The organism is Coriobacteriia bacterium (genome assembly GCA_003149935.1).
Classification (GTDB): Bacteria; Actinomycetota; Coriobacteriia; order Coriobacteriales; family QAMH01; genus QAMH01.
In genome coordinates this window covers 110,094-125,921 of sequence record QAMH01000004.1, presented here as the reverse complement: position 1 = coordinate 125,921, position 15,828 = coordinate 110,094, and the positions used below count along the sequence as shown (strand labels likewise).

Sequence of the window (15,828 nt, the reverse complement as noted above, 5' to 3'; positions counted from 1 at the left end):
GCCCTCGAAGGTGGCTGCGCTGCTCGTGTTCCAGTTCTCGGTGCCGCTGAAGGTGAGCAGGGACGGCGTCTTGTAGAACATGCGGTAGAAGCTGTTGACGTCCTTGACGTCGAGCTTGCTTCCGTCAAAGTCCTCGAGCGCCGGGTACTCGGCAAACCATTCGGCCAGGCTGACGGGAGCGACCTTGCCGTTCACGTCGTTGACGGTGAAGGCGCTCACGGTCTCCTGCAGGCGCTTCCAGGGCACGTCCGCGGCCACCTCGAAGGTGTAGAGGGGCTTGGAGCGGTCGATGGCGCCCAGCGTAATGGTGCCGGTCTTCTCGCCGTTGGAGAAGTTCTCCTTGGCATAGGTCCACCAGATGTTGTGATTGGAGTCGAAGGTGCCGCCCAGGTGCGTGGTGTCCCAGGTGTAGACGGTGACGTCGACAGGACCGGTCGCCGAGGTGGAGGCCGGATACATGCGCACCAGGTCGCCGGTGTTGCCCACGGGCACGCCGCTGCCGATGCTCGTATCGTTCTTGACCCACACGCCGTAGTCGCCGGCCTGGCAACCGCTCTTGTCAAGGCCGGTACCCTCCAGGATGACGTTGGGTCCGAGCGTGAGCTCGACGAAGTTCGAGAAGTCCATGTCCTCGGCGGTGATGGTGCCCAGGAGCATCATGTCGGTAACGGTCGGCAGCACCGAGCGATGGGTCATGCTGCGCATGTCCCAACGCGACAGGTCGAGCTTGGTGACCTTCTGGGCCCAGACGTTGCGGCCCATGTTCTTGAAGAGCGCGCTGAAGTCCGTGACGTTGGAGACATCCCAGAACGATCCGCCAGCCGCAGAACCGGTAATGGCCGTCACGTCGGAGAGCTTGAGGTCGTTCTCGAGCATGTGGGCCATGGTGAACAGCGAGACGGCGCCGCCACGACCCGGTGCCCAATCCGCCAGGCCATCGAGCGTCGTGAGCTCTTCCATCTCGGCGAAAGCGTAGTTGATGGTCTGCAGGCTGCTCGCGCGCCAGTTCTCGAGGTTGACGAGCGTCGTGATGGCGTCGGCGTCGTAGAGCAGGTAGCTCATGTCGGTGACACCCGTGACGTCCCAGCCGCCGAAGTAGGCCAGGTCGTCGTTGGTAAGCTTGTCGTTGTTGTAGAGCAAGCCGGAGATGTTGACGAGCTTGCCCGTGCCCAGACCAGCAGCCCAGGTGCCAAACTCGCCGTAGGTCTCGAGCGAGCTGTTGTCCTTGAGCAGGTTGGCCATGTTGGTGATGTTGGAGACATCCCAGTGCGAGATGTTCCTGATGCTGGTGAGGCTCGAGTCCCCGTTCCACAGGTCCTTGAAGGACGTGATGGGGTTGCCGATCACGAGGCCCTTGCCATCGAAGTCCTTGAGCACGCTGTAGCCGCTGAACCAGCCTTCGAAGCTCTTGCCACGACTCTCGGCCGCAAGGCCCGCGGCGTCCACCGGCGTGACGTCGCTCTCGGCGATGAAGTGCACGACATTGCCCTTGGGCACGATGGGGCCGTCGATGTGCTCGTTGTAGACGAGCCAGGGCAGCAGATTGGTCACGTTGCCGGCTTCGTCGGTGGTACCGGTGTTGGTCTCGGTCACCTCGGTGCTCGGGCAACCGGGATCGGAGCCGATGGTCAGGGTCTTGGCCGCATGATCGCCCAGGGCGTTGGGATAGAAGATCCACCAGACGTACGGGTTGCTCTCGAAGCGGCCACCCAGACGGGTCGGATCCCAGCTGTAGGTGAAGACGTTGGTGTCCTCGTTGACGCCCTTGCCCGTGGCCGGATACAGCTTGATGAGCGAGTTGCCGTTGCCGAACCACTCGATGGGCGTGGTCTCCTGGCGCACCCACATGCCCTGGTTGGCAAGACGCGTCGAGATGCCGTCAAGGCTCGTGCCCATCAGGGTGTTGAAGCCGGAGACCTTGAGGTAGCCGGTGTCGGCACCGAGGCTGCGCAGCTCCTTGAACATGTCGGTCACGGTGCAGTTGGTCGTATCCCAGTAGGAGATGTCCACGGTGGCGAGCTCATGGCTGCCGGCGAACATGCCCGTGAGGTTCATGGTGCCCAGAATGGGCCAGTGCATGGTGGCGAGCTGGTTGGTGATGCCCGTGTTGGCAAAGGCGTAGGAGGCGTCCTCGAGGCTGTTGATCTGCCAGGAGCCGATCTCGTCGAGATTGGGCAGGCTCTTCATGCCGTCGAAGCTGTGGGCCATGGTGGTGACCTTGGTCACGTCCCAGTTGGTGAGCGCCGCGATCGACTCGAGCGAGCTCGCGCCATTCAGGAAGTAGGACATGTCGGTCACGTTGGAGACGTTCCAGTTGCCCGTGAGCGAGGTGAGCGAGCTCGTCCCCTGCAGCATGTGGGAGATGTCCGTGGCGTTGATGACGTCCATCTGGGTGCCGTCGAAGCTCTCCATGGCGGAGTAGCCGGCAAACCAGTTGGCGGGATTGTCGATGAGTAGACCGTTGAAGCTGACGACGTTCTTGACGTCGGTCACGGCCATGATCGTCTTGGTGACGAGATTGGGGGTGGTGGGAAGCGAGGTGTCGGTGATGGTGGCTTCGTCGTCGGTGACCTGCAACCAGGGAAGGACGTACTCGATGCCATCGACGGTGCCGGAAAGCTCGGTCACGTTCTTGCCGTAAACGGTCGTGTCGTCATCGGCAGCCACGTACTTGGTGGTGCTGTCGTGGTCGTCCACGCCCAGGGTGAGCGTGCCGTAGGTATCCGACTCCGGGTCCTTGTCGTAGCGCCACCAGGCGTACGGATTGCTGTCAAAGCGGCCGCCCAGCTGCTTGGGAACCCACTTGAAGACGAGCGCGTCGGCCGAATAGGGGTCGTTGGTGTAGCGTGCGGCGAGCTTGGAGGTGTCGCCAAACCAGGGGCTACGTCCGTCGGCAAAGAGCAGGCCATCCTCGATGCCGTCGCGCGTAGACGTGAGTTGCCACATGCCGTCTGTTGGGCCGTGATTGGACAGGCTATTGTTGAACGCCGTGCCCTGCAGCAGGGACGACTCGCCCACCGTGAGCTGGCCGAGGCTCGAAAGCCCGACGAGCATGTTGTCGAGGTTGACGGCATAGTACGGGCTCGTGCTCACGACACGACGCATCTGCCAGCGCGAAAGGTCCATCGTGGCAAGGGCGCTGTCGTTGGCGAACATGTAGCTGAAGTTGACGTTGGTGGACATGTCCCAATGGGCGATGGGCGTCTGGTCCACGAGGAACTTGTTCTCGGCAAACATGTAGCTCGTGTCCAGGACGTGCGACATGTCCCAACCAGTGGGTTGGCCGGGCTGCGGCGCGGCCAGCGGGTTGAGGTCCACGATGCGCGTGCCATAGAACATGTGGGTCATGTTGATGGTATTACCCGTATCGGTATTGAGATGCCAGCCGACAAGCGGGCTGATGTCCCCGAGCGAGGCGCACATGTTGAACATGTAGCTGAAGTCGAGAACGTGCGAGACATCCCAGTTCTCGACACCCGTGAAGCTCGAGAGCTTGCCGTCGTTATTGAACATGCGGTTCATATCCGTGGCATCGCCCACGGTCAGGCCCGAGCCGTCGAAGCTCTCGAGCTTGACGTTGTTCTCGAACCAGCTGTTGGGATACAGCACGTTGACACCGTTATATGTGTTGACGATCTTGACGTAGCGCGCGTAGTCCTTGAAACGGCTGCAAGGCGACCAGCCGAGCTGGGACTTGAGCGCCTCGTCCACGTAGAAGCGGGTCTCGGTGACGGTCAGGCCCTTGGCCGGGTCGGTGTTGACCTTGCCGCGGGTGCTGTCGCCCTCGTCGAGGCTAATGACGAGCTCGTAGCTGTCGTCGCGAATCTCGAGGGTCCACCAGGCACGGTCGTTTGAGTCAAAGCGCGCACCGGCCTTGAAGTCGCCCCATACGTAGGTGCCGGCCATGGTTGCCTGGTACTTGTCAAAGCCCTCGTTGATGTTATCCCAAGTGCCGGTCCAGTGGTCCTCCTCGCACTCCCAAATCATCTTCTCGGGATAGACGTAGTGCACCTGGAAGTTGATGTAGGACTTAGCAGCGCAGCCACCGGGCACGACGATATCGATCTGGCAGAAGCGGCCATCGATAAGAGCGCTCGTGGAACCATGCCTGTAGTCGGTCCAGAACATCGTCAGGGGCATGCCCTCTTTCTCGGCACCGTAGATGTAGCCGTGAGTAGCCGGGCAGCTCGGATAGTGGCTGTCGAAGATGTAGTTGAAGATTTCGACGTAGAAGCCGTCGGCCCACTGCGGGGCGGTGAACTTCCAGCTGTAGGACTGACCGGGATCGAGCGTGACGTTGACGATATTCTGGAACGGATCGACGCGGGTCGGCTCCTTGATGGTGGACCAGCCCTCGCCCAGCACGCAGCGGTTGAGGGCCATGCACAGGTAGAAGGTGTTCTCGTAGGCGCAGCCACGGTCCACGACCCAGTTCTTGGCGTTGAACTCCTTGAGGGCGCGATCGCCCTGGAACATGGCCGTGTAATCCATGCAGATGTCGGTGGTCCAATTGCGCACGCCGTTGGCGTAGAGCAGCGAGGCGCAGTTCTCGAACATGTAGGCAAAGGTGTTGACGCGGCTCGTGTTCCAGTCGAGCAAACCGTCGAGCGTGGTGATGGTGGCACAGCCCTGGAACATGTTCGCCATGCTGACAGTGGTGGCGGTATCGGTGTTGAGCTGCCATTTGCCCGCCTGCTCGATCATGCGGTTGGGCAACACGGTGCAACCCTGGAACATGGACGAGAAGTTGAGAACCTTGTTCATGTCCCAATACTCCATGCCCGTGACGGCACCGAGCATCGCGCAGCCCTTGAACATGTTGGCGGCAGTCGTGACATTGGACATGGCGGTCCAGCGCTGGCCCTTGTTGCCCGTGTTGAGCGTCTCGAGCTTAGCATCGCCCTCGAAGAGGCTTGCGATGGAGCGCGTCTGGCTCATCTCGACACCAGCCAAATCGGCGTCGATGAGGTTGGTCAGGCCGGCAAACCAGCGCGAGATGTCCGTCGGCGTGATGCCGTTATTGTTGAAGGAGACATGCTCGATGAGCGGACGGGCCGCCTCGGGCGTGAGCTCGATGGCGCCGGATGCCGGCGTGAGCCACGGCAAGTAGTCGGCGGTCTCGGTCACGACGAAGTTGTCGACGGGCACCTTCGCGTAGCTGAAGCTCTTGTTGCCGGAGCCGTCCTTGGTGACCGTGACCTGCACCCACTCGGTGTCCACGCCGATGAAGAGCGTCTTGTAGGTCTCGGACTCGGGGTCGTTGTCGAAGTACCACCAGCCAAACTTGTTGCTCTCGAAGCGGCCACCCGGCTTGCCAAACTCGAAGCGATAGGTGAGGTTCATGCCGTCGGGGCCGCCAAACGGGTCGAGCTCGGTGTTGTACTCCATCGGATAGCGCTCCACGAGGTCGGTGGCGCTACCCCACCACGGCACGTAGCCGTTGATGGTCTGCAGGGTCCAGCGGCCATCGCGGCCCTCGTGCGTGTCGGACTTTTCCAGGCCCGTGCCCGTGAGGATGGTCGTGGGCTTCACGTAGAGGAACTTGAGGGCATCCATGCCCGCGAGCATGTCAATGGCCTGCAGACGGTTGGTGCCATCGCCGTTGGGGAAGATGGCCGCATCCGTGGTCCAGTTGGGGCTCGTGAGGTCCACCGAAACGACGGTCTTGCAGTCCTGGAACATGCCGTCGAAGTTGGCGCACGACGAGGTGTCCCAGTTGACGACGGCATCGACCTTGCGCAGCTTGAGCATGCCGCGGAACATGTTCTCCATGGTCGTGACCTGCGCGGTCGTCCAGTTGTTGAGCTGCGAGATGTCATTGAGCGTGGCGGCGCCCCAGAACATGCCGGCCATGTTGGTGACCGTGGAGACATCCCAGTTCTCGAGTGTCTCGAGCTCGCGCAGCAGCGTATTGTCCTTGAAGAGGTTCTCGAAGGACGTGATGATCGTGTCGTCCTTCACGAGCTGCTTGTCGGAAGGCAGCGTCTTGTTGGCCTCGTCGATGGCGGCATCCGTGGCGGCGCCGATCTCGTTGTACCAATCATCCAAGCCGATGACGCTCTGGAGCTTGACGTCGCCATCGAACAGACCGGAGATGTCACCAGCCAGATCGATGCGCATGCCGGAGAGGTCGGCCGAATGCAGGTTCACGTAGCCGGCAAACCAGCGCGAGGGGTTGATGACGTGCACGTTGGAGACGAACTGCACGTTCTCGATCTCCTCGGGCGTGTAGATGAGGTTCTCGGTGCCATCCTCGGAAACGAACCAGGGCAGCTCCTCGAAGGTCTCGGTGACCCAGGTGTGGTAGTTGACGAAGTCGGGGTTATTGGCCTTCTCCTCGTCGATGCCGATGATGAGGGTCTTGGAGTCCTTCATGTACTTCCACCAGGCATACTCGTTGCTGGGGAAGGAGTTGCCGCCGGTCTGCTCGTCGGTCCAGATGTAGGTGTAGGGGCCCTCGACCGTGTCGCCCCAGTTGAGCGTCGGGTACAGGGCCACGACGTCGGCCGTGGAGCCGAACCAGTCCTTGGAGGCATTGAGGCGTATCCAGCCACCGGCGCGGGCGTTGCGCGAGGGGAACTGCTTGCCGTTCTCGTCAAGACCCAGGTAAGCACCCTTGAGCGAGGTGGTGACGCCAAAGGCCATGGAGCGCAGGGCCGTGGCGTTGCAGAGCATGCGGTCGATGATGGTGGGGCTACCCAGGTTCCAACCACGCGTGTCGATGGCAGCAAGCGCCGGCGTGTTCATGAACATCTCGGTGAGGTCGCTCGTGACGTCGATGCCCAGACGCCAGTCGGAGATGGCGGCCGCGTCCTCGAGCGCCGTGGCGTTCTTGAACATGCCCGTGTAGTTGGTGACCTTGGAAACATCCCACAGCTTGAGGTAGTTGGTGTTGGGGACGAAGGTGTTATTGAGGAACATGTAGCTCAGGTCCTCGGCCGAGATGGTGACCCAGTCGAGGTTGAGGGTGGCGTCCATGGACTGCATGCCCTCGAACATGCGGCTGAAGTTGACGACGTTGGAGACGTTCCATTCCTTGATGGAATCGAGCGTCGTGAGAGCCTTGGTGTTGCGGAAGGTGGACTGCATGGTGGTGACGCGCGTGGTGTCCCAATCATCGATGCCGATGATGTCACGCAGGAACACGGCGTTGTTGAACAGACGCTCCGTGGACGTGGTATTGGTCGTATCCAAGCCCGAGCCGTCGAAATAGGTGAACTTCGTGTAGCGAGACACGGCAAGATCCTTGGCAAGCCAGCCAGTCAGATGACCATAGTTATCCGAGAAGCCCGAGGCATCGAAGCCGACGTAGTAGGTGCCAGTCTTGTCAACCGTGAACGTGACATAACCATGCGTAAGATAATCGTGATTACGCGGCAAGGAGACGTGGATACCCTTATAGCGGTGCGTGCTCTGGCGCGGACTGAGAGTGTCGTAGAGCTCGAAGCTGTAATCGGGATAACCCCAATACCAACCCCAATAAGAATCCGGCTCATTCCTCGTCATGTAATCGAGAGACATGTAGTAGGTCTCGCCAGCTTCGAGGTATACGGGCGTGAAGATCTTCTCAGCGATGTAGCTCGTATACCTATTGCCATTGCTATCGTACTTGTCCTTGTACCACTGCGGATCGAACGAATAGGTCCAATTCGTCCAATTATGGTAGAAGGAGTTGACTTCGTTGTAGCCGTCAGAGGGCTTGTAGCCGTTCGCCGTCGACTCCCAGTCGAGGTTAATCCACTCGGAACTGATATAGCGCTGCCACTCATCGAGCCTGTTATTTGCATTCCAGGCGGGATTACCCAAGCTACCGGCAATGCCACCGTTACGGAAGACGTAATCCTCGTCAAACCAGCCTTCGAGAGTAGTCGGGGCGACCTTGCCGTTCTTCGTATCGACCTTGAAACTTGCAATGGTCGCGCCAATCTTTGCCCACGGAGTCATGTACTGCTCGTAACCTGCGACAACATCGCCGTCAGCAAAATGGTTGTACTCGGTCACCACGTTGCAAAGGTCCTTGTTGTGCAAGCCGATGGTGAGGTCGCGCGTGTCATGATCGATCTTCCACCAGACGTTGGCGTTGCTCGGGAAGTTACCACCGAGCATGCCCGGGGTCCACGTGTACTTGTGGATGAGGTCAGCCGGCGGAGCAACGGTTGCGGGCGTCGTCTTCGTGGCGATGGAGGCGGCTGTGCGCTGGGCGGTCTTGTCGAGCTTGTAGCGCTCCACGAGAGCAGCCGTCGTATCCCACCACGGCGTGTCGGTATCGCCGGTGATGGCATCGGAGTTGAGGGCATCACCCATGACCCACACGCCGTCACCGTTGTTGTGGAAGGTGCGACCCTCCTGCTGGTTGGGCAGCAGCATGGCAAGGTTGGTGCCCTCAAGCACGGCGTTGGGGCCGAGCGTCAAACTGGCAAGGCCCATGTGGAACGATCCCATGCCGTGGAACATGTCCTGAGTGGTGGGCGTGTCCTGGATGTGGGCCGTGGTCATATCCCAATCCTGGATGTCCAGGTCGTAGAGCACCTGGCAGGCGTAGAACATGCGCACGTAGCTGCGCACGGTCGAGGTCTTCCAGTGCTCCATGCCCGTGGCCTTGGAAAGCTTGGTCGCGCCGTCGAACATGCCCTCGAGGCTGATGCACTCGTTACCAGGCTTGTCCAGGATGAAGCCCTCGCCCTTGAAGGTATCCAGGCCCGTATGGGCACGGGTCGAGTTGTCGGCGGCCAGATAGGTGCCAAACCAACCGGAGAGGTCCTTGACCGAGACAGGATAGCTACCGTCGGCGGCAGTGCGCACCTCGGTGATGGTGTTGACGTTCTTGAGCAGCTTGCGCCAGGGCAGCTGCACGGAGGTTTCGGTGATGGCGTTGTTGTCCTCGGAGTCACTGCCGATACGCAGCAGACCCACACGCAGGCCGACCATGCCGTCGCGCACGACACCCGTGTAGCGCCACCAGACGTTGGGGTTGCTCGGGAAGCGGCCACCCAGGTTGCCCTCGTCCCAGGTGTAGGTGATCTCGGTCGAGACGACCGAGCCGCTGGTGTAGAGGGCGTCGGCCGCGCTCGAGATACCAGCGTTGGTGTAGTCGTCGGCCAGGTCGCTCGAGGAGCCAAACCACAGGTTGTAGATCCAGGTGCCCTTGTCGGGCTCGCGATTCGTCAGCGTCTCGCTGAGGCCGGAAGCCTGCGAGAGCACGACGCCCTTGCCCACGGTGAGCTTGTAGAGCGACTGGCAGTCGCGGAACATGTCGGTGACATCGGCATCGCGGCCGGCATCATGCATGATCCAGTTGCCGATCTTGACGTAGGCAAGCTTCTTGCAGCCGGCAAACAGGCCGTTGAAGTTGGTGACGTGGGAGACGTCCAGGAAGGTGCCGTCAAAGCTCTCGAGGTTGACCATGTTGGAGAACCAGCCGAGCATCGTGTCCTGCGGAACCAGGGTCGAGAAGGTGCTGACATGCTTGACAGCCGCAATGTTGGGGATGCCGGCAATCAGGTCCTCGGTGATCTCGACGATGTTGTCGAGGGTGCCGGTCTTGACGACCGTGGTGCCCGGCGACAGCGCCCACTGCAGGGTGGAGCCGCTGTACTCCATCTTGCCGTCCACCAAGGTAGCCGTACCGGACTTGTTGATGTCGCGGTCCTCGCTGGCATCCGACCCCATGATGAGCGTGCCCTTCTTGACGTCGTTCTCCTCGTCATCGACCAGCGAGAAGATCCACCAGGCGTTGGGGTTGTTGTCCACGCGGCTACCGGCGTACTTGGAGTCCCAGGTGTACATGTGCTCGTCGTCGATGGCGACGGACAGGATCACGTCATAGCGGCTCACGAGCTTGGCGGTGGGACCAAACCACGGCACGTCATGGACGATGTTGTTGTCCATGACCCAGCGGCCCACGTTGGCGGCGCGGGCGGCAAGCTCCTTGCCGTTCACGTCGAGGCCCAGGCCCGTGCCCTCGAGCACGACGCGCTTGATGGTGAGGCTGGAGAGCGCCGGCAGGTTGGCGAGCATGTTGGTGCGCTCCATGTCGCCATCCCATTCCCAACCGGAGAAGTTGAGGACGGCGAGGCTCGTGCAGCCCTCGAACAGCGACTCGAGGGACTGCTCATCGGACTTCATGTTGATGTTGACGCCGTCAAAGCTCTTGAGACCCTTGTAATCCTTGAACCAGAAGGAGAGGTTGCGCGGGTTGATCTTGTAGGTGACACCGTTGTACTCGGTGGTTTGTGCCGTGACGGAGACCACGTCGGTCCAGGCGTTGAACAGGCCGTCAACGCTCGAGGCCTTCTCCCAGGGCAGCTGCGAGCTCTGCTCGCCCTTGACGACCTTGCCGGTCTCGGGGTCGATGGTGTCGGCCTCGTAGATGGAGCGGTCGGTCACGACGGGCTCGACGGTGTTCTCGCTCGACCATACCTCGGGCAGGTCCATGCCAAAGGTCAGCGTACCGCGGTCATAGGACCACCAGGCGTTGTCGTTCTCGCCAAAGCGGCCGCGGAACACGCCGGTCTGCCAGTAGTAGTAGGCACCGTAAGTGTCGGTGTTCTTCCAGCCATGGTCGTTGCCGGCAGGGTTCTCGTAACGGCGTACGAGGTCATCGGAGCTGCCAAACCAGGGGTCATCGGCGTAGAGCACAGCATCCGCGTCCTTGGTGGCGCGCATCCAGGAACCCATGGTGGCGTTGCGCGTGTCGGAATCGAACAGCGCGGTGCCCTCGAGGCTGATGTACTGGCCAAGGTACAGCGAGATGATGGAGTCGAGGCCCTTGAACATGTTGACGCGCGTGGCGTTGACGTTCATCTCCCAGCCGTGGACGTCGATGGAGGTGACCGATGCGCAACCCTCGAACATCGAGTCATAGCTGAGTACGTTGTGGACGCTCCAGTTGGAGAGGCCCTCGACGACGATGAGCTTGTCATCGCCCTTGAAGAGATTGGCGAGACTCGTGGCGCCGCTGACGTTCATGCTGGTGCCATCGAAGTGCTCGAGCGCGGTGTAGTTCTCGAACCATCCCGCGAGGTTGTCGCCCACGAAGGTGACGCCGTTTTGCATCGTGACGGCCGAGACCCTGTTGTCGCCGAAGGCGTCGGCCCAGGGAAGCTCGGCGGCCGTCTCGGTGATGACGTGGTCGGCGCCCGTGCTCGTGTCGATGAGACCGATTATGAGGTCGCCATGGGTCTTCTCGTCGTCGGTGTAGGTGAACTGCCACCAGGCGTTCTCGTTAGTGAAGCGACCACGCAGCGTGCCCTCTTCCCAGGTGTACTTGACGACGCCCAGGTCACTTGCCGGGTCAGACACCGGATAGCGCACCATAAGGTTCTTCGTCGTGCCAAACCATACGATGGTGAACGACTCGTCGCGACGCTCCCAGGAGCCACGCGACGACTTGTGGTTGTCATCGATGCCCGTGTCGGCCAGGTAGGAGTTGTTGCCGACCGTGAGCTCGAGGATGGCCGGTGCGTTGGCGAGCATGCCGTTGCGGTTGGCCGTGACGCTCATGTGGCCACCGGCAGCCGGGGTAAAGGCGATGTTGAGGTACTTGAGGCTCGTGGCGCCGTTGAACATGTTCTCGAAGGTCGTGCCCGCCGAGACGTCCCAGGTACCGATGTTGAGGATGCTCTCGACACCGATGGCGTTCTCGAACATCGAGGAGAAGTCGGTGACCGCCGAGGTGTTCCAGTTCTGGGTGCCCTCGATCTCGATGGCACTCTTGGTGTCCTTGAACATGGCGTTTACGGTGGTGACCTTGCCCGTGTCCCAGTTCTCCACGCCGGTGAAGCTGACGAGCGAGTCGCAGCCCTCGAACATGGAGGCGAGGCTGATCACGAGGTCCGTTGCCAGGCCCGCGCCGTTGAAGCTCGTGAGCCCGGTGTAATGGGTGGCGAAGAGGTTCGCGAGACTCCAAGCCGACAGGCGGATGGTCGGATTGCCGTTGAGGGCCTCGGCGACGAAGGACTTGACGTTGGCCAGGCCATCGTACTGGTTCTCGGCCTCGTAGATGGCATCGATGACGGGGATCCAGGCAGCCTCGGCCTCGGTCGGGTCAAGCGCGAGCTGGATGGGGTTGGTGGTGTCGGTGCCAACGGTCAGCATGCCCGTAACGGCATCGTACTTCCACCAGGCCATGTCTCCGCCGTTGACGTCACTAAAGCGACCAGAGTAGTTGCGGGCCCTCCACTCGTAGAGGAAGTTGCTTCCGTAATTGCGGCTGGTCACCGGGTAGCGACGCTCGAGATCGGCCGAGGGGCCGAGCCACTTGTGAGTCACGCTGGCGTTGGTGGCCGTCGAGGGATCAAAGGTGCTGGCCTGGAAGCTGCCCTTATCCTGGGCGCGGTCCGGGGCGAGCGTGGCGTCACCCAGACCGGAATCGGTCAGGATAATCTTGTCGCCCAGGAACAGCATCTCGAGCGAGTTGAGACCTGCGAGGAAGTTCTCGCGCGAGCTCGCGGTCGTCGCCTTGCTCATGTCCCAACCGGAGATGTCGAGCGTGGACAGGGAGCGGTTGTTGTAGAAGAAGTAGCTGAAGTTGGTGCCCTTGGAGGTGTTCCAAGCCGCAGCCTTGTCGAAGGTGCGCAGCACCGTGTTGTTGGCGAGGAAGTAGCTGAAGTCCGTCACGTTGGAAGTGTCGAAGACGTCTACGCCAGCCAGCGTGGCAAACCTCGTGCCATCGAACATATGGGCCACGGAGGTGATCCCCGTAGTATTAGTGAAGTTGCCCATACCCGAGATGGTGTGCATCGCCGTGCAGTTGGCGCAGAAGTTCGCGAGGCTCGTGGCACCCGTGAAGTCCATGCCCTTGGCAAAGCGCAGGTTCTCGAGATTGACATAGTCCTTGAACCAGTCGGCCGGATACAGCATGTGGAGCTTGTCCTCGAAGACGATGTAGCGAATCGAGGAGCGGCCCAGAGCGCGGGCGGGCTCACCGCTGCCAGCAGCCTTGCCAATGACGAGCAGCCAAGGCTGGTCGTTCTGCACGTTGACGGGATCGGGACGCTCGGTGATGGTGACGTTGCCACTCGGGTTGGTGGCACCGATGCGCAGCGTTGCGGCATCAGAGTCGTACTCCCACCAGATGTTGCCGTTGGACTGGAAGACGTTGCGCAGCAACGTGACATCCCAGAAGTAGAGGGCAGCCTCGCCCAGGGCGGCTCCCTCGGAGGCGGCATTGCCGTAGCGGTTCAGCAAGCTGGCGGAGGTGCCGATCCAGTAGTCGGTATCGGAGCCCTTGCGCACCCAGGTGCCACTCGTCTGGTCATGGAGGTCGAGCTTGTCCAGACCGGAACCGATGAGCTGCACCTTGGGACCCAACTTGATATTAAGCAACTTGTTGACACCCTTGAACATGTCAGCGCGATTGGCGCTCATGCTGTGGCTCATGTCAAAGGAGCTGATGTCGAGGACGCCGTTGTTGATGCCACCAAGATTGACATCGTTCATGAACAGGCCCGTGAACCCGACGCACTGGCTCGTGTCCAGGCCGGTGCCATCAAAGTCGAAGAGCTTCACGAAGTCCTTGAACCAGTAGGACATGTCAGCGGGCTGGGCACCGTTATAGGTCTTGATCTGCTCCACGTTGCGAATGGTGACGATGGGCTGGCCATCGACCTGCTCGAGCCACGGCATGTAGCGGGTGCCGTTGGCGCTGGCGGTCTCGCTGATGAGCTTGCCCAGGGTCTCGCCATCCTCATCATCGTCAGCGCCGATGGACAGGATGTTGTTGACGTTGTCGAACTTCCACCAGGTGTTGTCGTTGTCAAAGCGACCGCCGCGCAGGATGGTGTTGAAGCGGTAGGTGGCATCGCCGTGGGCAGCGCCCAGGATGGTGCCGTTGTAACGACGCTCGAGGTTGTCGGTCGTGCCAAACCAAGGATCCTTGACCTTGCCCTTGTCGTCGTAGCGCTCCCAGATGCCATTGGCCTTGTTCATCGACGAGATGTCGAGCAGGCCGGCGCCGGCAATGCGCGTGGTGTCCGAAACGGTGATGGTCTTGAGCGAACGGCAGTCCCCGAGCATCTCGGAAATGTTGGCCGATGCACCCATGACCCAACCCGTCATGTCGATGTTCGCGATATTGATGCAGCCCTTGAACAGGCCGCCAAAGTCCGTGACGTTGCTGACATCGAGACCAGAACCCCTGAAGACGCTCAGGTTGACGTAGTCGGCAAACCAGTTCGCAATCGATGCGGGGGCAACCGTCTTATACGTATTAGTGCCGTCGATCGTCTCGTGGAAGGTGACGATGTTGATGAGCTCGCTCGGAACGGCACGCAGCCAGGGCAGCTGGCTGGCGGTCTCGGTGACGGCGAAGTCCGTATGGGCGATGCTCGGATCAAGTTCGATCTCGAGCGTCTTGCGATTCCAGTTGTAGGTCCACTTGATTGCACTATTACTAGTGAAGTAACCCTCGGGGAAGAAGTTGAGGGTGAAGTTCGCCTTGAGTCCGTTGTCCGCCGCACCGTTGGTGCCCCAGCGCTGGATCAGCTCGGAGGGCTTGCCCTGCCAAACGTTGATCTCGCCCTGAACGACGCGCGTGGCCATCCAGTAGCCAAGGTCGTCATTGCGCGAGGAGATGCGCTCGATACCCGTATCGGTCAGCGCAGTGTCAGGATGCAGCGTGATGGTGCGCAAGGACTTCATGCCGGCCAACATATCGAGTCTATTCTTCTCGGTACCGTCAGCAACATTGCTGCCGGAACCTGTCGCAGTATAGACTCCCGAGAGGTCGAGCGACTCGAGCTTCTCGACATTGGCAAACATGTCCTGGAACGAGATGCCGCTGTCGGTCTTCCAGCCTCCCATACCCGTGATGGTGGTGAGCACCTTCGCGTTCTGGAACATCTTGTCAAAGCTCACGGCCTTGGAGACATCCAGATTGGTCACGTCGATGGTGGTGAGCGCCGTGTAATCGGCAAACCAGCTCGTGAGGTCCAACGGGGTGACCTTGCCACCCGAGCCGTTGGCCACGAACTTAATACTATGGATGTCGGCACGGCTGACCGCACTCGTGGTCGAGGTGAGCCAGGGCAGGTTGGAACCCGTCAGGGAAGTCGTGAGCTGCTTGTCACTGCCACCGGCAGTGATCGTCAGCACATGATTCTTGTACTCCCAGGTGATGTTTGCGTTATCCGAGAACGTATTGGTGCCCGCAGCAGGCGCGATGACCGGCGCAGACGCAGCGGCCAGATAACGCACCGGACCGTAGATCCCATCTGTCATTTCGAGCGAAGTCGAGAAATCTCCTTCCTCGGGCTCCTCGATGCCAGGCACGTCGACCTGGTCGGGAGTGGTCTCCTCCTCAACGGTAGTGGTTTCTTCGGGGGTGGGATTCTCGACGTTCTCCGTGGCGGCGGAATCTTCGTCGGCCGTCTCCCCCTCTGTCATTTCGAGCGCAGTCGAGAAATCTCCACCTTCCGCGCCAGAAATCTGCTGGTCAGAAGCATCTTCGGAGAAGTCTTCCGCGCCATTCTCGGCAACAGCGCCCTCTCCTGCCATTTCGGCAGGAGCAGTGGCACCCTCTCCTGTCATTTCGAGCGAAGCGAACGCAGTGAGCGGAGTCGAGAAATCTCCACCTTCCGCGCCAGAAATCGCCTGGTCAACAGGAGTGCCGGCGGAATCATCCGCGCCAGCGTTTACAGCGTCATCGCTCGTGGCGCTTTGGGCAACCAGGAGCGTATCGTCTGCAAAAGCGGCGGGGGTGAAAACCGTGGCGGAAATTGCCGAAATGGTGAGACTGAGGAAGATCGCTGCAACGACCATATATATAACGCGCGCACGCGCGCGTAACGCACGTGCACCGCGAAAGATATTTTCGTTGCTTTGGATCAT

General features: G+C 60.7%; 1 protein-coding gene (cut by a window edge). It reads right to left on the bottom strand.

Features of this window, described 5'->3' with window-relative positions; translation table 11 throughout:
- Nucleotides 1-15,828 carry the start of a hypothetical protein gene (locus DBY20_01155; GenBank protein ID PWL79860.1) on the bottom strand. Its footprint begins 27,276 nt before the window's first position, so only the first 15,828 of its 43,104 coding nucleotides appear in the window; its start codon is at nt 15,826-15,828; its stop codon lies beyond the left edge, outside the window.